24 protein-coding genes are annotated in these 19,116 nt (G+C 59.2%); 13 read left to right on the top strand and 11 right to left on the bottom strand.

Translation table 11 applies throughout. From position 1 onward, the window contains the following. Positions 1-35 precede the first annotated feature (35 nt). From AC1DVF_RS18085 to AC1DVF_RS18065, 5 genes are all read right to left on the bottom strand, one after another. Positions 36-947: an SDR family oxidoreductase gene (locus tag AC1DVF_RS18085; RefSeq protein WP_099758023.1), complete on the bottom strand. Its 912-nt coding sequence runs from the start codon at positions 945-947 to the stop codon at positions 36-38. Between the two features lie 201 nt (positions 948-1,148). Further along, positions 1,149-2,051, bottom strand: a complete 903-nt coding sequence (locus AC1DVF_RS18080; protein WP_257357021.1) for an alpha/beta fold hydrolase — start codon at positions 2,049-2,051, stop codon at positions 1,149-1,151. Beyond that, a complete protein-coding gene (locus tag AC1DVF_RS18075; protein ID WP_093436071.1) occupies positions 2,051-2,833 on the bottom strand; it encodes a class II aldolase/adducin family protein in 783 nt (260 codons plus the stop codon). Before AC1DVF_RS18075 ends, AC1DVF_RS18080 begins: the two co-directional genes overlap by 1 nt. Before the next feature lie 131 nt (positions 2,834-2,964). Further along, positions 2,965-3,651 carry an LrgB family protein gene (locus tag AC1DVF_RS18070; protein WP_093436067.1) on the bottom strand — a complete coding sequence of 229 codons (687 nt, stop codon included), beginning with the start codon at positions 3,649-3,651 and terminating at the stop codon, positions 2,965-2,967. Further along, entirely contained in the window at positions 3,641-4,027 is a 387-nt protein-coding gene (locus AC1DVF_RS18065; RefSeq protein ID WP_477782905.1) for a CidA/LrgA family protein, read from the bottom strand. Before AC1DVF_RS18065 ends, AC1DVF_RS18070 begins: the two co-directional genes overlap by 11 nt. Before the next feature lie 95 nt (positions 4,028-4,122). Between AC1DVF_RS18065 and AC1DVF_RS18060 the strand changes: the two genes are divergently transcribed. Next, positions 4,123-5,010 carry a LysR family transcriptional regulator gene (locus AC1DVF_RS18060; protein WP_093436058.1) on the top strand — a complete coding sequence of 296 codons (888 nt, stop codon included), beginning with the start codon at positions 4,123-4,125 and terminating at the stop codon, positions 5,008-5,010. Here AC1DVF_RS18060 and AC1DVF_RS18055 read toward each other — a convergent pair. Next, positions 5,000-5,455 carry a flavodoxin gene (locus AC1DVF_RS18055; protein WP_477782904.1) on the bottom strand — a complete coding sequence of 152 codons (456 nt, stop codon included), beginning with the start codon at positions 5,453-5,455 and terminating at the stop codon, positions 5,000-5,002. The two genes, AC1DVF_RS18060 and AC1DVF_RS18055, sit on opposite strands and share 11 nt — an antisense overlap. Before the next feature lie 153 nt (positions 5,456-5,608). Here AC1DVF_RS18055 and AC1DVF_RS18050 point away from each other — a divergent pair, with 153 nt between their 5' ends. Further along, positions 5,609-6,085, top strand: coding sequence for a PAS domain-containing protein (locus AC1DVF_RS18050; protein WP_095049774.1), 477 nt, complete (start codon positions 5,609-5,611; stop codon positions 6,083-6,085). 54 nt (positions 6,086-6,139) lie between these two features. Next, positions 6,140-6,745 (top strand): hypothetical protein, encoded by a 606-nt coding sequence (locus tag AC1DVF_RS18045; RefSeq protein ID WP_016987019.1) that lies wholly within the window; start codon positions 6,140-6,142, stop codon positions 6,743-6,745. A gap of 3 nt (positions 6,746-6,748) precedes the next feature. Here the strand turns inward: AC1DVF_RS18045 and AC1DVF_RS18040 are convergent, their stop codons facing one another. Then, complete coding sequence (locus AC1DVF_RS18040; protein WP_320335772.1) at positions 6,749-7,708, bottom strand: MerR family transcriptional regulator; 960 nt, start codon at positions 7,706-7,708, stop codon at positions 6,749-6,751. Between the two features lie 214 nt (positions 7,709-7,922). Here AC1DVF_RS18040 and AC1DVF_RS18035 point away from each other — a divergent pair, with 214 nt between their 5' ends. The 6 genes from AC1DVF_RS18035 (at position 7,923) to AC1DVF_RS18010 (ending at position 11,014) form a co-directional block, all read left to right on the top strand. Then, on the top strand, positions 7,923-8,489 hold the full coding sequence (locus tag AC1DVF_RS18035) for a putative antibiotic biosynthesis monooxygenase (protein ID WP_093436046.1): 567 nt from the start codon (positions 7,923-7,925) through the stop codon (positions 8,487-8,489). 133 nt (positions 8,490-8,622) lie between these two features. After that, positions 8,623-9,333: a dihydromonapterin reductase gene (gene folM, locus AC1DVF_RS18030; RefSeq protein WP_477782903.1), complete on the top strand. Its 711-nt coding sequence runs from the start codon at positions 8,623-8,625 to the stop codon at positions 9,331-9,333. 21 nt (positions 9,334-9,354) lie between these two features. Further along, positions 9,355-9,915 (top strand): GTP cyclohydrolase I FolE, encoded by a 561-nt coding sequence (folE, locus tag AC1DVF_RS18025; RefSeq protein WP_093436038.1) that lies wholly within the window; start codon positions 9,355-9,357, stop codon positions 9,913-9,915. Beyond that, positions 9,916-10,287 carry a dihydroneopterin triphosphate 2'-epimerase gene (gene folX, locus AC1DVF_RS18020; protein WP_007914273.1) on the top strand — a complete coding sequence of 124 codons (372 nt, stop codon included), beginning with the start codon at positions 9,916-9,918 and terminating at the stop codon, positions 10,285-10,287. A gap of 99 nt (positions 10,288-10,386) precedes the next feature. Continuing rightward, positions 10,387-10,683: a DUF1244 domain-containing protein gene (locus tag AC1DVF_RS18015; protein ID WP_034154503.1), complete on the top strand. Its 297-nt coding sequence runs from the start codon at positions 10,387-10,389 to the stop codon at positions 10,681-10,683. Continuing rightward, the gene (locus tag AC1DVF_RS18010; RefSeq protein ID WP_477782902.1) at positions 10,676-11,014 is read left to right on the top strand and encodes a HopJ type III effector protein; all 339 of its coding nucleotides are present in this window, start codon (positions 10,676-10,678) and stop codon (positions 11,012-11,014) included. The genes AC1DVF_RS18015 and AC1DVF_RS18010 overlap by 8 nt, the downstream gene beginning before the upstream one ends. Before the next feature lie 186 nt (positions 11,015-11,200). On the opposite strand, the gene trxB is transcribed toward AC1DVF_RS18010, so the two are convergent. Next, positions 11,201-12,163 (bottom strand): thioredoxin-disulfide reductase, encoded by a 963-nt coding sequence (gene trxB / locus AC1DVF_RS18005; RefSeq protein ID WP_007912350.1) that lies wholly within the window; start codon positions 12,161-12,163, stop codon positions 11,201-11,203. Positions 12,164-12,474: 311 nt separating this feature from the next. On the opposite strand from trxB, the gene cysZ reads away from it, so the two are divergent. After that, complete coding sequence (cysZ, locus tag AC1DVF_RS18000) at positions 12,475-13,227, top strand: sulfate transporter CysZ (protein WP_194933391.1); 753 nt, start codon at positions 12,475-12,477, stop codon at positions 13,225-13,227. Between the two features lie 54 nt (positions 13,228-13,281). Beyond that, positions 13,282-14,481, top strand: coding sequence for a glycosyltransferase family 4 protein (locus tag AC1DVF_RS17995; RefSeq protein ID WP_320335776.1), 1,200 nt, complete (start codon positions 13,282-13,284; stop codon positions 14,479-14,481). 136 nt (positions 14,482-14,617) lie between these two features. Here AC1DVF_RS17995 and AC1DVF_RS17990 read toward each other — a convergent pair whose 3' ends face one another. The 3 genes from AC1DVF_RS17990 to AC1DVF_RS17980 form a co-directional block, all read right to left on the bottom strand. After that, positions 14,618-15,721, bottom strand: a complete 1,104-nt coding sequence (locus tag AC1DVF_RS17990; RefSeq protein WP_093436019.1) for an NADH:flavin oxidoreductase — start codon at positions 15,719-15,721, stop codon at positions 14,618-14,620. A gap of 166 nt (positions 15,722-15,887) precedes the next feature. Continuing rightward, complete coding sequence (locus AC1DVF_RS17985; protein WP_093436016.1) at positions 15,888-16,370, bottom strand: glutathione peroxidase; 483 nt, start codon at positions 16,368-16,370, stop codon at positions 15,888-15,890. Between the two features lie 123 nt (positions 16,371-16,493). Further along, on the bottom strand, positions 16,494-16,979 hold the full coding sequence (locus AC1DVF_RS17980) for an FKBP-type peptidyl-prolyl cis-trans isomerase (RefSeq protein ID WP_008085027.1): 486 nt from the start codon (positions 16,977-16,979) through the stop codon (positions 16,494-16,496). Between AC1DVF_RS17980 and AC1DVF_RS17975 the strand changes: the two genes are divergently transcribed. Both AC1DVF_RS17975 and pta read left to right on the top strand, forming a co-directional pair. Next, positions 16,948-17,274: a DUF3565 domain-containing protein gene (locus tag AC1DVF_RS17975; protein WP_093436299.1), complete on the top strand. Its 327-nt coding sequence runs from the start codon at positions 16,948-16,950 to the stop codon at positions 17,272-17,274. The two genes, AC1DVF_RS17980 and AC1DVF_RS17975, sit on opposite strands and share 32 nt — an antisense overlap. Positions 17,275-17,334: 60 nt before the next feature. Then, positions 17,335-19,116: phosphate acetyltransferase (gene pta / locus AC1DVF_RS17970; RefSeq protein ID WP_477782901.1), on the top strand; the 1,782-nt coding region annotated here is incomplete at its 3' end.

Below are 19,116 nucleotides of genomic sequence, written 5' to 3'. Positions count from 1 at the left end.
GTGGCCACCAAGCCCAAGTTTGGTGGCCACACTATTTAAAGCGAATACTTCTGCAAATTCGCCATCATTTCCTTCAACGCCTCAATATTGTCCTTCGGATGCGCCGCCCCTTCGAAATCACAAATCTGCTGCCAGTGCGCCGCGACATCTTCCGGCGAGAAGCCCACCCGCGGATCAAACCCGGCACCGAGGCTGCGCTCCCAACGCACCTTGCCCATCCAGCCGCCACCGACTTCGAACAGCCCTGACGTTTCCTGGCATTGCTCACTGGCCAGATACACCACCAACGGGCTGACCAGTTCTGGCTTCAATTGCTCGAATACTTGCGGCGGGATCAAGCCTTCGGTCATGCGGGTGCCGCCGGTAGGCGCGATCGCGTTGACGAGGATGTTGTTCTTGCGACCCTCGATGGCCAGCGTACGGGTCAAACCGTAAAGACCCAGTTTGGCCATGCCGTAGTTGGACTGGCCGAAGTTGCCGTAGATGCCTGAGGTCGAGGCGGTGAAGATTACCCGGCCGTAGTTTTGCTCGCGCATATGTGGCCACGCGGCGCGGGTGACTTTGTAGGCGCCTTCGACGTGGACGCGGTAAACCAGATCCCAGTCGGCGTCGTCCATTTTGTGGAAGGTCTTGTCGCGCAGGATCCCGGCGTTGTTCACCACGACGTCGACGCGACCGAAGACATCAAGGGCGTTTTGCACCAGTTTGTCGCCGTCGGTGACCGAGTCGTGGTTGGCTTCGGCAATGCCGCCAGCCTCGCGGATTTCGGCGACGACGCGGTCGGCAGCGGAAGCATTAGCCCCCTCGCCCTGGGTCGAGCCGCCGAGGTCGTTGACCAGCACTTTGGCGCCCTGTTTGGCAAACAACAATGCGTGGGCGCGTCCGAGGCCACCACCGGCTCCGGTGACGATGACAACTTTATCTTCGAAACGCACAGACTCATTCATCGCAACAACTCCAGCAGGCCAGTATTGAGTCCGAGTGTCAGGCACAGGGCTTTGGGTCACAACGAATACGGCTGAGGCTGAATGGTGTGCGATAAGGTTAGGGGATGATGAAGGCGTCAAAAGATCAAAAGATCGCAGCCTGCGGCAGCGCCTACATTGAATTTGTGTAGGCGCTGCCGCAGGCTGCGATCTTTTGATCTTTCAGGAGCAGGCGACTTTGCGCGGTGGCAGCACAAAACGATCGCGAAACTCCAGATAATGCTTGAGCACCTGCACCGGCGCCTCGGTCTGTGGATAGTGGCCGATGCCTGGCAGCAACACCGTGTCGGCGTCGGGGATCAATTCACGGTAACGCTCGACCATGTGCGCCCCGGAAATCGGATCGACTTCGCCATCAATCACCCGTAACGGAATCTCGCCACGCTGCATCGCGCTCACCCAACGATCACGCTGCACTCGACGCTCGGGAATGTAGCTGATCAATTTGTGCATGATCCGTGGCCCGCGATTGCTGTCGACCAGGCTCCAGAAGTCGTCCAGTTCGCTTTCGCTCGGCCGGGTTTGCGGACCGAAGATCTGCCGGAAGCTTTTCACCAGAGCATCACGGGTAAACGCCCGACCGATCATCCAGCCCAACGGGCTGAGCAGCAGTTTCTGCATCAGCACCGGACGATGGGTTTCCGGAAACAACCCGCCGTTGAGGAACACACAACTGGCGATCTCGATCTTGTCTTCGTAGTGCCTGGCGAGCAGTTCCTGGGCAACGCTGTCGCCGTAGTCGTGAGCAAGCAAGTGAACCGGTTGCCCGACCTGCAGATGCGCGAGCAATGCCTGCTGCAGGTCAGCCTGCTCCAAAAGGCTGTAGGTGTGATTGAGCGGTTTGGCCGAATCGCCAAAGCCGAGCATGTCGCAGGCAATCACCCGATATCGCTGGGCCAGCGGCTGCCACAGATAATGCCAATCCCAACTGGCGGTCGGAAAACCGTGGATCAGCAGCAGCGGGTCACCCTGCCCGGCCGTCCAGTAGCGAATCGGCTGGCCACGAAAGACAAACGTCTGGCTGCGTTTACGCCAGACACACAGAGGAATCTCGGCAAGAGGCATTAGAGTTTATATCCGGGGTCTTGTTTATCGAGTTTGCGCAGCAACGCTGGCCATGCCAGCGCGCCACCCATGCCTTGAGCACTTTTGGTGACACCGGCGATCATCGCTTTGGCGCCTGCCAGGATTTGCGGTTCGATGGCGATGAGTTCAGCGCCACCGGTTTGCGCCATGACCTGAATGTCGCAGGCGCGCTGGAAGGTGAACATCATCAGAAAAGTGTCGGCGATGGTGCCGCCACAGGTCAGCAGACCGTGGTTGTGCAGCATCAGGAAATTGTTTTCGCCAAGATCGGCTTGCAGGCGCGCTTTCTCTTCATGGTTCAGCGCCACGCCTTCGTAGCCGTGATAAGCCAGGCTTGAAAGCACGAACAGCGACTGCTGGCTGATCGGCAACACACCCTGCTTTTGCGCCGACACCGCGACACCGGAGGCGGTGTGGGTATGCAGCACGCAAACCACATCGTGCCGCACTTCGTGCACGGCGCTGTGGATGGTGTAGCCGGCGGGGTTGATTTCGTAAGGGCTGTCCATGAGTTTGTTGCCGGCCTGATCGACTTTCACCAGGCTCGACGCAGTGATCTCATGAAACATCAGACCAAACGGGTTGATCAGGAAATCTTCGGTGCCCGGCACCTTGGCGGAAATATGGGTGAAGATCAGATCGTCCCAGCCATGCAGCGCGACCAGACGATAACAAGCGGCGAGATCGACACGGGTCTGCCACTCTGCGGCACTGACCTGGTCTTTGACATTAAGGGACGATTGGACGGGGGCTACGCTCACTGTATGCACCTCTGCGTTCTTATTGTTCTGCACGTACGAGCAGTCTAGTCAGGCGCAGAGCATTGCGTAGTTGCATTGCCAGCCAGCTTGATGACTGAGCGGGTCAGCCAGGCAAACTCCTTGGATCCATGTCAAAGCCACGACGCCAACAAAGGCGCGGCAAACAGATTGAGCAACCCGGTCAAGACCATCACCAGCCCGGCGACAGAGCCTTCTTCGCCGCCCACTTCATGGGCCCGACTGACACCGGCACCATGCGCGCCAACCCCGAAAAGCGCACCGCGCGCCAGAGCACTGCGCAACGGCAACCACTTCAACAACACGCCACCGAGCATCGCCCCGAACACACCGGTGAACATCACGAATACCGCGGTCAACTCCGGCACGCCGCCGAGGTCCTGCGCCAGCGGCATGGCGAACGGTGTGGTGATCGAACGCGGCACCAGTGACAGCGTCACCGAGCTGTCGAGCGCCAGCGCCCTGGCCAGCCCGAATGAAGTGCCGATCGACGCCGCACTGCCGGCAACCATGCCCAACAACAGCGCCGACCAATGCCGCATCAACAAACGGCGTTGCTGCCAGATCGGCACGGCAAAAGCCACGGTGACGGGACCGAGCACCAGCATCAGCCAGTGGGTGTTGCTGGAATATTCGGCATAGGCAGTGTGCAGGGGCACGGCGAGCGCCAGCAGCAACGCCGGCACCAGAATCAGTGGTGACAAGACGTAGCGCCCGGTGCGCCGATACAACCAGCGGCTGAACAGATACGCCAACAGGGTGAAGGCCAGCCAGAACATCGGCATCCATTCAAGCTTCACGGGAACGCCTCACGCGCACGGCAAGTTCTACGGTGAAAGCCGTCACCAGCATGACCATCAATGTACTGGCGGCGATCACCAACAGGATTCGCCAGCCGTCATTGCGCAACAGTGCGCCATAGTCGAGCAGGCTCATCAGCGCCGGAATGAAGAACAACAACATCTCGGCCATCAGCAACCCTGCGCCCAATTGCAGGGCGGCGGGTTTTATCCAGCCAAAGGCGAAGGCCAGCAGCAACAGCGCCATACCGATCACACCACCGGGAATCGGCCACGCCAGCCAGGCCGCGAGTTGGCAGCCGAGCAAGTAGAGGCCGAGCAATACAGCGAGTTCAGCGAGAAGACGAGACAGATGTTTGAGCGGGACGGCATTCATGATTTTGCTCCAGGCAGGCGCTTATTTTACGAAGCGCCCTGCCATCCCCGAAGCGAATTGTTAGACTCAATACCATTCCAAAATGGAATCGGACAATGGAATTCAAACAACTGCGCAGCTTTGTCGAAGTGATGCATCAAGGCGGTTTTACCCAAGCCGCAAAAACCCTGCACATCAGCCAGTCAGCGGTGAGCAAACAGATCGCGCAACTGGAACAAAGTCTCGGCACGCCTTTGCTGGAGCGGCTGGGTTCGCAATTGCGCCTGACGGCCGCTGGCAGCGTGGTGCTGCAACGGGCCGAAGGCATGCTGCGCTTGCGCAACGAACTGCTCGCGGAACTGGACGACCTCAGTCATTTGGCACGCGGAGAGTTGCGCCTCGGCCTGCCATTACTCGGCAGCGACGCGCTATTCGCCGAACTGTTTGCGGAATACCGGCGGCGCTATCCGAATATCAGCATCCAGTTGCTCGAGGGCGGTAGCCGCAATATCGAGCAGGCTGTGCTGAGCGGTGAACTGGAGTTGGGCGGCAGTCTGTTGCCCAAGGATCCGCAATTCGACTGTCAGCCGTTTTGCGATGAGCAACTCGACGCCCTGCTACCGGTGGATCATCCACTGGCCGATCGAGGTGAAATCGGTCTGGAGGAATTGGCCGAGACGCCCTTTCTGCTCTATCAGCGCAGCTTCGTGCTCAACGACCGCTTGCTGCAGGCGTGCCAGCAACTGGGCTTTACGCCGAAGGAAGGCGGGCGCAGCGGTCAGGCGGATTTCCTTGCGGCGCTGGTGGCCGCCGGGCAAGGCGTGGTGCTGTTGCCCAGCGTGGTTGCACGCGGTCTGGTGCGGCCAGGCGTGGTGCGCCTGACCTTACGCGCGCCGGATTATCTGCGTTGGGATATCGCGTTTATCTGGCGGCGCGGCGCGTATCTGTCAAAAGCGGCGCAGGCATGGCTGGCGCTGTTGCGCGAGCGTGGAATCAGCCCTTGAGCGTGACGATCAACTGCGCCAGCCAAGGCTCGGCGTCGGTTTCCGGGGTGACGCTTTCGCTGGCGTCGATGCGCAGCATCTCTTGCACTTCGCGCACACCGAGCTCGCCGAACAGTTCACGCATTTGCTCGCCACCGCCGCAGAAAGTGTCGCCGTAACTGGCGTCGCCCAAGGCAATCACTGCGCCCGGCAAACCGAGCAGTGCGGCGGGCAACTGGTCGCGAATCGCTGAGTACAGCGGTTGCAGGTTGTCGGGCAATTCGCCCATGCCGGTGGTCGAGGTCACCGCAAGCAATGCTTCAGGGCCAAACGCCTGGATGTCGGCCAGGCTGGCGCGCGAGTTGTGGAAGGTTTCAAAGCCAGCGGCTTTCAACAGGTTCTGGGCGTGACGGGCGACTTCTTCGGCGGTGCCGTAGACCGAACCGGAGAGGATGGCGACTTTCATCAATCTGATCCTGAAACTGAAAAAAAGAGCCGCGATAGTAACAGTCTCAAGCGCAAAGCTGCGACTGGATCTCAATTGGCGGTAATGGCCAGTAGACAGGCCGTGCGGTTCTTCTAGAATGCCTGCCACTGACAACTCTGAAAGGATTCAAAGATGATCAACGCCAGCCTGCTGCAAATGGTGATCAATGCGTCGAATGACGGGATAGTGGTCGCGGAGAAAGAAGGTGAACAGAACGATATCCTGATCTATGTGAACCCGGCCTTTGAACGACTGACCGGCTACACCAGTGAGGAAATCCTCTATCAGGACTGCCGCTTTCTGCAGTCTGGAGACCGCGATCAGGACAGCCTGAAACTGATTCGCGAGACGCTGGATAACGGCGGCTCGTGCCGGGAAATCCTGCGTAACTATCGCAAGGACGGTACGCCGTTCTGGAATGAACTGTCGATTTCAACGGTGAAAAACGTCGAAGACGGGCAGACGTATTTCGTTGGCGTGCAGAAGGACGTCACCGTTCAGGTCAAGGCACAACAGCGCGTGATTCAACTAGAAGCTGAGGTCGTTGCCCTCAAAGCAGAACTGGCTGCATTGAAAGCGACAAACGGTCAAAACAAAATCGCGAACTAAGTGTCATTAACTACAATCACCAATGACTTTGTAACTATACCTTTCGAGTTAGCCATGCAGCGCGACGCCCTCCTCACTCAGGATGAGCTGGATTTCATCCAGACCATGCAGCACAACCCGCAACTGAACGTGCGGGATGCGACGTCGAGTCTGCTGGTTAACGGCGGTTCGCAAATCCGTGATTTGCTCACGCGCCTGGCCGCTCACGAGCAAGTGACCATTCAGGCCAACTTCGAAAATCAGCAGATGACCTTCCCGTTGCATCTGGTCGAAGACGAGTTTCACGCGTTGCATCTGCGTCTCGGCGTACCGAGTATTTACGAAGACGGCCCGATGGTGCGGCCATGGCGTTTGACTCTCGAAGAGCCGGTAGCTCTGGAAAACGCCAAAGGTCAGCCGGGCACGTTGTGGGTCCACGAGGTTTCGCACAAAGGTGTGCTGCTGGAAGTGCGCAACAAGACCAAACCGCCCAAGCATTTCGCGCTGTGGTTCAGCCCTTCGGGTTACGAGCGGATTTCATTGCGCGGCAATTTCGAACGGGAAACCGAGAGCGGTTTCTACGCCTACGAACTGAGCCAGACCGACACCGATGAAACCGAGCGTCTGCGCCAGTTCATCCTGCAGCAACATCGCCTGACGCATCCTGCCCTTCACACCTGAGTTTCAGGTATCCAGATTGCCGGCCAGAAACTGCAGCATGCGCTGACGCATGTTCGCGCCTTCATTGCCCAGGCAAGCAACAGAGGATCCGGCCAAGCTGTCCTGTGCCAGATCTGAAGCGTCGCCCGCCAGCATCAACTGACAATCGAGACTCAATGCCAAGCGGTTCAAACGCCGAGGCAATTCGGCGCTGGGCGCGTGATTGGAAAACAGCACGAGTGCATCAGGTTTGATCTTTTCGCAAACCAACGTCAGCTCATCGAATGGCTGACCTGTGGTCAGCACCCGAACACCGGAATTGCTGTCGCTGAGAAACAGCGCCGCCACCAACAACTCCAGCTCTCGACATTGCCCGGCCAGCGCGCTGACGATCACTCGGCGCGGTTGCGTACCACGCAGCATGACGATCCGCTGCAATACCCGCGCCCGCAGGAATCCATCGAAGAACAACCACTCGCTGGTTTGCCCGAAAGCCTCCTGGCGCTGCAACAATTGCAGCCACAAAGGCATGAGGATGTCCTGAAACACCACCGGCAATGAGTATGAAGAGAAAATCTGCCCATAGACGCGGTCCAGTTGCTGGTCGTCGAACGCACTGACCGCCTGCTGGATCTGCTCCTGCCATTGCAGGTAATCCGCCTGCACCAAGTCATCCGGGATGATGTGCGCCAATACTTTCATCGGTTCGGTCTTGGCGAGGATCTTGCCGACCTTGCTCACGGCGACCCCGCGATCAATCCAGTCGACGATGCTGCGCACGCGCTCGATATCGGTCATCGAATAGAGCCGATGCCCACTTTCGGTGCGCGTGGGCTGAATCAGACCATAGCGCCGCTCCCACGCGCGCAAGGTCACCGGGTTTACACCTGTCAGGCGTGCGACCTCACGGATAGGGAACAGATCCTCGCGCTCGAGCGCAGAAGATGTCTGCGCAGCAGGCTTTGCGTCCGTGATGACAGGCATAGGCTGTTCAACTTCCATGTCGGAGAGATTTGGATCCCATTCTAACGCTTATGCCCCGATTGCGATCAAGTGCAGAAATGCGACGAAAGTCGCTGGTTTAATCGGGAAAAACCGGAATAATCCTTGCTTGTTGAAAAACGCAGGCCTCTACCCCGGCCCTGCGTCAGGCGAAACTCCTACCCGGAGCGACGCAAATGAAATACGGAGATACATAATGTCTACTTCCCCTGTCACGCTGATGGTTGCCCGTCGCGTCGCTGATGGCCGTTATCAGGACTTGATCGCCTGGCTGCGCGAAGGCGAACAACTGGCCACTGATTTCCCCGGTTACCTGGGCTCTGGCGTGCTCGCTCCGCCGCCCGGCGATAATGAATTCCAGATCATCTTCCGCTTTGTCGATGAGCAGACGTTGCATGCGTGGGAACATTCGGTTTCACGTACCGCGTGGCTGAGCCGTGGCAGCGACCTGTTTGCCCACCCGAAAGAACATCGAGTCAGTGGCATCGAAGGCTGGTTCGGCGCTGCCGGGCAACGTCCTCCACGGTGGAAACAGGCCGTCGCGATCTGGCTGGCGTTCTTTCCGGTGTCACTGCTGTTCAACTTTGTCCTCGGCCCGTTGCTCGCAGAACTGAGCCTGTTGCCGCGTATGTTGATCAGCACGGCGTGCCTGACGCCGTTGATGGTTTACTTCTTTATTCCATTGTCGACCCGATTGCTGGCGAACTGGCTGAACAGTACGCCGGTACGACTGCCTGTTTCGGCGACACCTCAGAAACATTAAAGATCGCAGCCTCGTTGCACTCGACAGCTCCTGCTGGACTGAACACAGACCAGGGTAGGTGCTGTCGCAGGCTGCGATCTTTTCAGGCTCGTCGCTGTTATAGTTTTTGCTCCAACCGCGATGCGAGCCGTTCATGCCTGATTCCTCAGCCCCGATCCTAATCACCGGTGCCGGCCAGCGTGTCGGCCTGCATTGTGCGCAGCGGCTGCTCGAGGATGGCTGTCGCGTCATCTTCACTTACCGCAGCGAACGCCCCGGCGTGCAAACGCTGCGCGATCTGGGCGCCCTCGGCCTGTTCGCCGACTTTTCCAGCGAAGCCGCGATTCTCGCTTTCATCGCCGAACTGAAAACCCACACCGACAGCTTGCGCGCCATCGTGCACAACGCCTCCGAGTGGCTGGCCGAAACCCCGGGCAGCGAAGCCGAAGCCTTCACGCGCATGTTCAATCTGCACATGCTCGCACCGTACCTGATCAACCTGCACTGCGGTGAACTGCTAAAACACTCGACGCCCGCCGACATCATTCATATCAGCGACGATGTCACCCGCAAGGGCAGCAGCAAGCACATTGGCTATTGCGCCAGCAAAGCCGGGCTCGACAGCCTGACCCTGTCCTTCGCCGCCCGCTATGCGCCGACCATCAAGGTCAACGGCATCGCCCCGGCCCTGCTATTGTTCAATCCCGACGACGACGCGGCGTACCGCGCCAAGGCACTGGCCAAGTCCGCGCTGGGCATCGAACCCGGCAGCGAAGTGATCTACCAGAGCCTGCGCTATCTGCTCGACAACCCTTATGTCACCGGTACGACCCTGACCGTCAACGGCGGAAGGCACGTCAAATAACACCTGCCTGCGAGGCTGCCCATGACCCGCTCACTGCCCGAGAATTACCGCGAAATCCTCATTGGCCTCGGTGAAGATCCCGACCGCGAAGGACTGCAAGACACCCCGGTGCGCGCGGCCAAGGCCATGCAATACCTGTGTCACGGTTACGAGCAAAGCGTCGATGAGATCGTCAACGGCGCGCTGTTTGCCTCGGACAGTGACGAGATGATCATCGTCGCCGACATCGAGTTGTACTCTTTGTGCGAACATCACCTGCTGCCCTTCATCGGCAAGGCCCATGTGGCTTATATTCCGACGGGCAAGGTGCTGGGTCTGTCGAAAATCGCGCGACTGGTGGACATGTTCGCCCGACGCCTGCAGATTCAGGAAAACCTCACCCGACAAATCGCCGACGCAGTGCAACAGGTCACCGATGCCGCCGGCGTCGCGGTCGTCATTGAGGCCAGACACATGTGCATGATGATGCGCGGTGTCGAGAAACAGAATTCGACCATGAACACCTCGGTCATGCTCGGCGCGTTCCGCGAGTCGAGCAACACTCGCCAGGAGTTCCTGCAATTGATTGGACGGAGCAAGTAAATGCCACAACTTCAGCCGGGAATGGCGCGCATCCGGGTCAAGGATCTGCGCTTGCGCACCTTTATCGGGATCAACGAGGACGAAATCCTCAACAAGCAGGATGTGCTGATCAACCTGACCATTCTGTATGCCGCGCAGGAAGCGGTGCGTGACAATGATATCGACCACGCGCTGAATTACCGCACGATCACCAAAGCGATCATCGCCCACGTCGAGGGCAACCGCTTTGCGCTGCTCGAACGCCTGACGCAGGAATTGCTCGATCTGGTGATGAGCAACGGTTCAGTGCTGTATGCCGAAGTCGAAGTCGACAAGCCGCACGCGCTGCGTTTTGCCGAGTCGGTATCGATCACGCTCGCGGCTAGCCGCTGAGCTTCAAGCTTCGAGCTGCAAGCGGTAAGCTAACGGCCGACCCCGATCCAACCTTGCAGCTTGAAGCCTGCCGCTTGAAGCTGTCTCGCAGAGACTCCCATGAACGAGCAACAACGCCTCGAACTCGAAGCCGCCGCCTTCCGCCGGCTGGTCGCCCACCTGGACAGCCGTAAGGACGTGCAGAACATCGACCTGATGAACCTTGCCGGGTTCTGCCGCAACTGCCTGTCGAAGTGGTACAAGGCCGAAGCCGACGAGCGCCAGATCGAGGTCAGCCTCGACGACGCCCGCGAAGTGGTTTACGGCATGCCGTACGCCGAGTGGAAAGCCCAATTTCAGCAAGAAGCCAACGCCGAGCAACAAGCCGCGTTCGCCAAAGGAAAAACCCATGAGTGATCTGAACACCCTGCGCGCCAGCCTCAAGAGCGGCGAACACGCTTTCGCCGACACGCTGGCCTTCATCGCCGCCAGTTACGACTATCAGCCGCAGGCGTTCAACAACGGTGGCGTGGAAAACGCCGCCGGGCAGAACGAAGGTTCTTGCAAGACCCTGGGTCTGGCACTGCTGGAAGGCCTGAGCGATGAAGAAGCGCTGCTGGCGTTCGGCGAGCATTACCGCTCGGTAGTGGCGACGCCTGAGGGCAGTGATCACAGCAATATCCGTGCGTTGATCCAGCACGGTCTGGCCGGCGTCAAATTCACCGCTCAACCCCTGACCCGCCGCTGATTCCTCTATCCACACAAAATCCCTGTGGGAGCGAGCCTGCTCGCGAATACGGACTGACATTCAACATTGATGTCGACGGATACACCGCATTCGCGAGCAGGCTCGCTCCCACATTCGATGTGTGGTGACTGTGATTCTCGGGCACAAAAAAACCGGCCAATCTGGCCGGTTTTTTATGTCTGCGATTTAGAACGAAGCGTTCTGCAGACCGTCCAGGTAACGCTCGGTGTCCAGTGCGGCCATGCAGCCGGCGCCGGCCGAGGTGATCGCCTGGCGGTAAACGTGGTCAGCCACGTCACCGGCGGCGAAGATGCCTTCGACGCTGGTCGCCGTAGCATTGCCTTCACGGCCGCCGTGCACCACCAGATAACCGTCTTTGAGGGTCAACTGGCCTTCGAACAGCGAGGTGTTCGGGGTGTGGCCGATGGCGATGAACACGCCGTCGACGGTGATTTCGTCGAAGCTGCCATCGTTGTTCTTCAGACGCGCACCGGTCACGCCCATGTTGTCGCCCAGCACTTCGTCGAGGTTGGCGTTCAACTTGAGGATGATCTTGCCTTCAGCCACGCGAGCGTTGAGCTTGTCGATCAGGATCTTCTCGGCGCGGAAGGTTTCGCGACGGTGGATCAGGGTCACGGTGCTGGCGATGTTGGCCAGGTACAGTGCTTCTTCAACAGCGGTGTTGCCGCCGCCGACCACTGCAACAGGCTTGTTGCGGTAGAAGAAACCGTCGCAGGTCGCGCAGGCCGAAACGCCTTTGCCCATGAACGCTTCTTCCGACGGCAGGCCCAGATAGCGCGCGCTGGCGCCGGTGGCGATGATCAGGGCGTCGCAGGTGTAGGTCGCGCTGTCGCCGGTCAGGGTGTACGGCTTGGCAGCAAAGTCCACGGCGTTGATGTGATCGAAAACGATCTCGGTTTCAAAACGCTCGGCGTGCTCGCGCATCCGCTCCATCAGGGCTGGACCGGTCAGACCGTGCACATCGCCCGGCCAGTTGTCGACTTCAGTAGTGGTGGTCAGTTGACCGCCAGCCTGCATGCCGGTGATCAGCAGTGGCTTGAGGTTGGCGCGGGCCGCGTATACCGCAGCGCTGTAACCGGCTGGGCCGGAACCGAGAATAATCACTCGCGAATGACGGACTTCAGACATGACCTGCTCCTGTTGACCGGGCCGAAAAACTGGCACGGATCGCCGGACTGCCGGCGGGAATAAAAAAGGACCGTGGAAAACCTTGGGGAAGGCTTGAGCTCGACAGTCCTGTAAAAAGTTGGGTGCAGCGTATCGAGGGGGGCAAGATTAAGGAAATACGGTTTAACAATCCAGCTCATAGGTGGTCTCTATGCCGACACACTGACGAGATGGACGTCTTTGTTACAGTGAATGTCGATTGCTCTACCGCGCTTTCGCCGTCGTTGCAAAGTCGGTAAGGTCGGCGCGTTTTCCCTTGCTCGGAGCACCTTATGCCCGCCCCTGTTCTGTCCGGCCCGCAATACCTGCGCGAAGGCCTCAAACTGGTTCTCAGCCCCGGCCTGCGCCTGTTCGTGTTGTTGCCGCTGGCGATCAACCTCGTGCTGTTCGTCGGATTGATTTATCTGGCCGGCCACCAGTTCAGTCTATGGGTCGATACGCTGATGCCATCGCTGCCCGAATGGCTGAGCTTCCTCAGTTACATCCTCTGGCCACTGTTTGTAGTGCTAGTGGCGCTGATGGTGTTCTTTACTTTCACTATGCTGGCCAACGTAATCGCCGCACCGTTCAACGGCTTCCTCGCGGAAAAAGTCGAAGTGGTGGTACGCGGCACTGATGACTTCCCGGCGTTCAGCTGGGGCGAACTGATCGCGATGGTCCCGCGCACCTTGGCCCGGGAAATGCGCAAACTCGGCTACTTCCTGCCACGGGCGATCGGACTGTTCATTCTCTCGTTCATCCCGGTGGTGAATATCGTTGCTGCACCGCTGTGGCTGTTATTCGGCGTGTGGATGATGGCGATCCAGTACATCGACTACCCGGCGGATAACCACAAACTGGGCTGGAACGAAATGCTTGCCTGGTTGCGGCAGAAGCGCTGGCAGAGCATGAGCTTTGGCGGGATCGTCTATCTGGTGCTGCTGATCCCGGTGGTCAACATCCTGATGATGCCGGCGGCGGTGGCCGGGGCGACGTTGTTCTGGGTGCGTGAGCGCGGTGCCGAGAATCTTGTGACTCAACGCTAGGCCGGCAACAAACAGCCCGTCACAAATCCATCATCCGAACGTCACAAGCACGACATGGCCTCAGTCGACACTGGGGTCATGACGACAGCTCTACATATCACTCTGATCAGCGAAACCTTCCCACCGGAAATCAACGGGGTGGCCAATACCCTTGGCCGCTTGTGCGATGGACTGCGCGCGCGTGGGCATCAGGTTGAACTGGTGCGCCCGCGTCAGGCCGGTGATCCGCAGCGCAGTGAAGATGACGCGCTGTTACTGTGTCGGGGTTGGCCGTTGCCGGGATATCCGGGGCTGCAATGGGGTCAGTCGTCGATGCACAAACTGCTGCGGCGCTGGAAGCGCCAGCGTCCCGATGTGCTGTATATCGCCACGGAAGGACCGCTCGGGTTGTCGGCGCTGCGTGCGGCGCGCCGTTTGGGGATATCGGTGGTCAGCGGTTTTCACACCAATTTTCAGCAATACACCAACCAATACGGGCTCGGTCTGCTGACGCGGATGCTCACGCATTATCTGCGCTGGTTTCACAATCGCTCGGCCATGACGCTGGTGCCGAGCGTCAGCCAGCGCCTGGAACTGGAGCGGCGGCATTTCGAGCGCTTGGCGCTGTTGTCGCGCGGGGTCGACAGCCAGTTGTTTCATCCGAGCAAACGGCTGAACGCCTTGCGTGAGCAATGGGGCCTGTCCGAGCAGGACATTGCGGTGATTCACGTAGGACGACTCGCGCCGGAGAAGAACCTTGGCCTGCTCAAACGCTGCTTCGAAAAACTGCGCGACACTTATCCACAGCGCAATCTGAAACTGATCGTCGTCGGCGACGGGCCGCAGCGGCTAGCGCTGGAAAAGGATGTGCCCGAGGCGATTTTCTGCGGCGCGCAGCGCGGTGAAGCGTTGGCGGCGCACTATGCGTCTGGTGATTTGTTTCTATTTCCGAGTCTGACCGAAACCTTCGGTAATGTGGTGCTGGAGGCGCTGGCATCCGGGCTGGGTGTGGTGGCTTACGATCAGGCTGCGGCGGCGCAGCATATTCGCCATGGCTACAACGGCGTGCTGGCGATGCCTGGTGATGAGCCAGCCTTTTGCGAGGCGGCGGCATGGTTGCTGGAAGAGGATGAGAGGTTGCGCTGCGTGCGCCTGAATGCGCGGCAGCATGCGAGTCGCCAGGGCTGGCCGGCGGTTATCGAGCAGTTTGAAAAGCATTTGCGCGGGGCTTGTGTAGGGGAGCAAGTGGTGCCGAATGCGCAGACATTGCCCTGATTCTCTGCTGACGTTAGAACCGCCTTCGCGAGCAAGCTCGCTCCCACAGGGGATCTCCAGTGAACACAAATTTTGTGAACAGCAGAGAAACCTGTGGGAGCGAGCTTGCTCGCGAAGGGGTCAGTGAGAGCGCCGCTTAAACCAGCGTCATCAACGCCTCACGGCTGAACGGCAAAATATCCTGTTCACGCCCTTCGCGGACTTTCTGCGCCCAATCCGGATCGACCAGCAACGCACGCCCCACCGCCACCAGATCGAACTCCTCTTTATTCAGACGCTCCAGCAGATTCTCCAGACTGGCCGGTTGCGCGACCTTGTCGGTGTTGACCATGAATTGCAGGAACTCGCCATCAAGGCCAACACTGCCAACGGTGATGGTCGGCTTGCCGGTGAGTTTGCGGGTCCAGCCGGCCAGGTTCAGCTCGGAACCGTCAAATTCCGGCTCCCAGAAGCGGCGCGTCGAGCAGTGGAAAATATCCACGCCAGCGTCAGACAGCGGCTTGAGGAATTCACCCAGCGCTTGCGGGGTTTGCACCAGACGCGCCGTGTAGTCCTGCTGTTTCCATTGCGAGAAACGGAAGATGATCGGGAAGCCTTCACCGACCGCCGCACGCACGGCTTGAATCAATTCAATGGCGAAACGTGAACGGTTGGCCAGGCTGCCACCGTATTCGTCGGTGCGCTGGTTGCTGCCCTCCCAGAAAAACTGGTCGATCAGGTAACCGTGGGCGCCGTGGATTTCCACGCCGTCCATGCCGATGCTCTGTGCATCTTTGGCCGCTTGGGCGAAGGCTGCGATCACATCCTGAATGTCTTGTTTAGTCATGCCGTGCACCACGACCTGACCGTCCTTGATTTTTTCCGACGGACCGTAACCCGGCACGCTGGCGTCCGGCTCGGTGCCGATGCGACGCACGCTGCCCACATGCCACAGTTGCGGAACGATCTTGCCCCCTTCGGCGTGAACCGCATCGACGACCTTCTTCCAGCCGGCCAATGGCGCGTCGCCAAAGAACTGCGGCACGTTCGGATAACCATTGGAGGCAATGTGGCCGACGGTAGTGCCTTCGGTGATGATCAGGCCAACGCCGGCGGCCGCGCGACGACGGTAATACTCAATGACTTTCGAATTAGGCACGCCGCCCGGGGAAAAGGAGCGAGTCATCGGCGCCATGACCACGCGGGTCGGCAGTTCGAGGGCACCGAGTTGGAACGGTTTGAACAGGGCTTGAACCGGCATTGGAAGGCTCCACAGGGAATGACTTTATGACGGCGATAATATGGACAGTCAAAGGCTTTGAACAGCACTATTGATTTGAATGATCAAGGATCAGAAACGAAAAGATCGCAGCACCGGCAGGCCCTTTAAGAGCTGCCGAAGGCTGCGATCTTTTGATCTTGCTGTTTCAGCTCAGCGCTTTTTCAATCGCATGCACAATGGTCGGATCATCCGGCGCCGTGCGCGGCGAGAACCGGGCCAGCACCCGGCCGTCCTTGCCGAGCAGAAACTTCTCGAAATTCCAGGTGATGTCCCCAGGAAACTCCGCCCCCTCGCCCGCCAGCAGACGGTAGAGCTGGTGACGATCATGACCGTTGACTTCGAGCTTGCTCGACAACGGGAATGTCACGCCATAGTTGAGGCTGCAGAAATCCTGAATTTCCTTTTCGCTGCCTGGTTCCTGGCCGGCAAACTGGTTGCACGGCAGGCCCAGCACGCTGAAACCTTTGCCTTTGTATTGCTGATAGAGGTTTTCCAGCGCCGCGTACTGTGGGGTCAAGCCGCATTTGGAGGCGACGTTGACCACCAGCACGACTTGGCCCTTGAACGGCGCCAGCGGTAGCTCCTGACCATCCAGGGCTGTCAACTTAAGGTCGTGAAAAGCACTCATGACGAACTCCAAGATTCCCGTGTTCTACTCGAAACAGCCACTTGGCGAGGTCACCAAGGACAGCCGCGGACTAAAAAGGCGCCCGCAGGCGCCTCTCCAGTACTCGAAGCTTAGCGCAGAAAATCAGTGGTGATGGCCACCTTCGCCATGGACGTGGCCATGAGCGATTTCTTCCTGGCTGGCATCACGGATGTCAACGATCTTCACTTTGAAGTTCAGGCGCTGACCGGCCAGTGGGTGGTTGCCATCAACGGTCACGTCATCGCCGTCGAGGTCACGGATGGTGACGATTTGCATCTGGCCGTCCGGCGCCGAAGCGTGGAACTGCATGCCGACTTCCAGCTCGTCAACGCCTTCGAACATGCTGCGGCTCAGGGTGCTGACCAGCTCAGCGGCGTATTCGCCGTAAGCGTCTTCCGGCTCAACGGAAACCTCCAGCTCGTCACCAACAGCTTTGCCATCCAGAGCTTTTTCCAGGCCAGGGATGATGTTGCCTGCGCCTTGCAGGTAGACCAGCGGAGCGCCGCCGGCGGAGCTGTCGATGACCTCACCAGCGTCGTTGGTCAGGGTATAGTCGATGGAGACAGCCTTATTGGCGGCGATCAGCATGGGGCGAGACCTTTTGCATAAGAATATAGAAAGGCCAAGTTTAGCGAAGCAATCGCGCGAAAGCGAACACAACCCGGACAAACGGGTTTCGACGATCGCAGGCTTTCATCAAGACGAGGACGGTCACTGGGTCGTCGAGCTTTCCTGTGGCCACACCCAGCACCTGCGCCATCAGCCGCCCTGGCAATCGCGCGCCTGGGTGCTGGACCCGGCGCAACGTATTGAAAAAATAGGCCAACCCTTTGCCTGCGGTTGGTGCGCACAAGGCTCGGTTAGCGATAACCTTGGCGACTGAATTTCGGTAGGTCGTCAGCTATAGGCGATCGCCATTGCCATGCAACTTTAGAGAATTCGCATGCAAACTTTTTTTATCGCGCCCACCGATTTTGGTGTGGGTCTGACCTCCATCAGCCTCGGGCTGGTGCGCACGCTTGAGCGAGCCGGGCTGAAAGTCGGTTTCTTCAAACCGATTGCCCAGCCGCATCCGGGTGACACCGGCCCCGAGCGTTCCACCGAACTGGTGGCGCGCACCCACGGTTTGAAACCGCCACAACCGTTGGGCCTGGCGCACGTCGAGCGGATGCTCGGCGACGGTCAGCTCGATGAGCTGCTCGAAGAAATCATCACGCTATATCAGCAAGCCGCCATCGGCAAAGACGTGCTGGTCGTCGAAGGCATGGTGCCGACCCGCAGCGCCAGTTATGCCGCGCGGGTCAACTTGCACCTGGCCAAAAGCCTGGATGCCGAGGTGATTCTGGTCTCGGCGCCAGAAAACGAAGTACTCGCCGAACTCTCCGGCCGTGTCGAATTGCAGGCGCAATTGTTCGGCGGCCCGAAAGACCCGAAAGTCCTCGGGGTGATCCTCAACAAGGTCAAGACCGAAGAGAGCATGGACGCCTTCGCTGCGCGCCTGAAGGAGCATTCGCCGTTGCTGCGCAGCGGTGATTTCCGCCTGCTCGGCTGCATTCCCTATCAGCCGGAACTCAACGCACCACGTACCCGTGACGTTGCCGACCTGATGGGTGCACAAGTGCTTAATGCCGGTGATTACGAAACCCGCCGAATGACCAAAATCATCATCTGCGCGCGAACCATGCGCAACACCGTCGAGCTGCTCAAGCCCGGCGTGCTGGTGGTGACGCCGGGCGATCGCGACGACATCATCCTCGCCGTCAGCCTCGCCGCGATCAACGGTGTGCCGCTGGCGGGCCTGTTGCTGACCAGCGACACCCTGCCCGATCCGCGCATCATGGATCTGTGCCGTGGTGCGTTGCAGGCCGGTTTGCCGGTGCTATCGGTGAGTACTGGCTCCTACGACACCGCCAACCTGCTCAACGGTTTGAACAAAGAAATCCCCATTGATGACCGCGAGCGTGCGGAGATCATCACCGATTTCGTCGCCAGCCATCTCGACGCCAAATGGCTGCACCAGCGCTGTGGCACGCCACGGGAAATGCGCCTGTCGCCGGCGGTGTTCCGCTATCAGTTGATCCAGCGTGCGCAAGCGGCGAACAAACGCATCGTCCTGCCTGAAGGCAGCGAGCCGTTCACCGTGCAAGCGGCGGCGATCTGCCAGGAACGCGGGATCGCCCGTTGCGTGTTACTCGCCAAACCGGAAGATGTCGAAGCAGTGGCCCGCGCCCAAGGCATCGCCTTGCCGCCAGGGCTGGAGATTCTTGATCCAGACCTGATTCGCGAGCGCTACATCGAGCCGATGGTTGCCTTGCGCAAGACTAAAAGCCTCAACGCGCCGATGGCCGAACAGCAACTGGAAGACACCGTAGTGATCGGCACCATGATGCTGGCGCTGGACGAGGTCGACGGCCTGGTCTCGGGCGTGATCAACACCACTGCCAACACCATTCGCCCGGCCCTTCAGTTGATCAAGACTGCGCCGGGCTGCACGCTGGTGTCGTCGGTGTTCTTCATGCTCTTCCCAGAGGAAGTGCTGGTTTACGGCGACTGCGTGATGAACCCACACCCGAGCGCCAGCGAACTGGCCGAGATTGCCCTGCAAAGCGCCGACTCGGCGGCTGCATTCGGCATCATTCCGCGCGTGGCGATGATCAGTTACTCCAGCGGCGAATCGGCCACTGGCGAAGAGGTCGAGAAAGTCCGCGAGGCCACCCTCCTCGCC

This window comes from Pseudomonas sp. P4_D7 (assembly GCF_056401755.1).
This window is presented reverse-complemented; position numbering and strand designations above follow the sequence as displayed.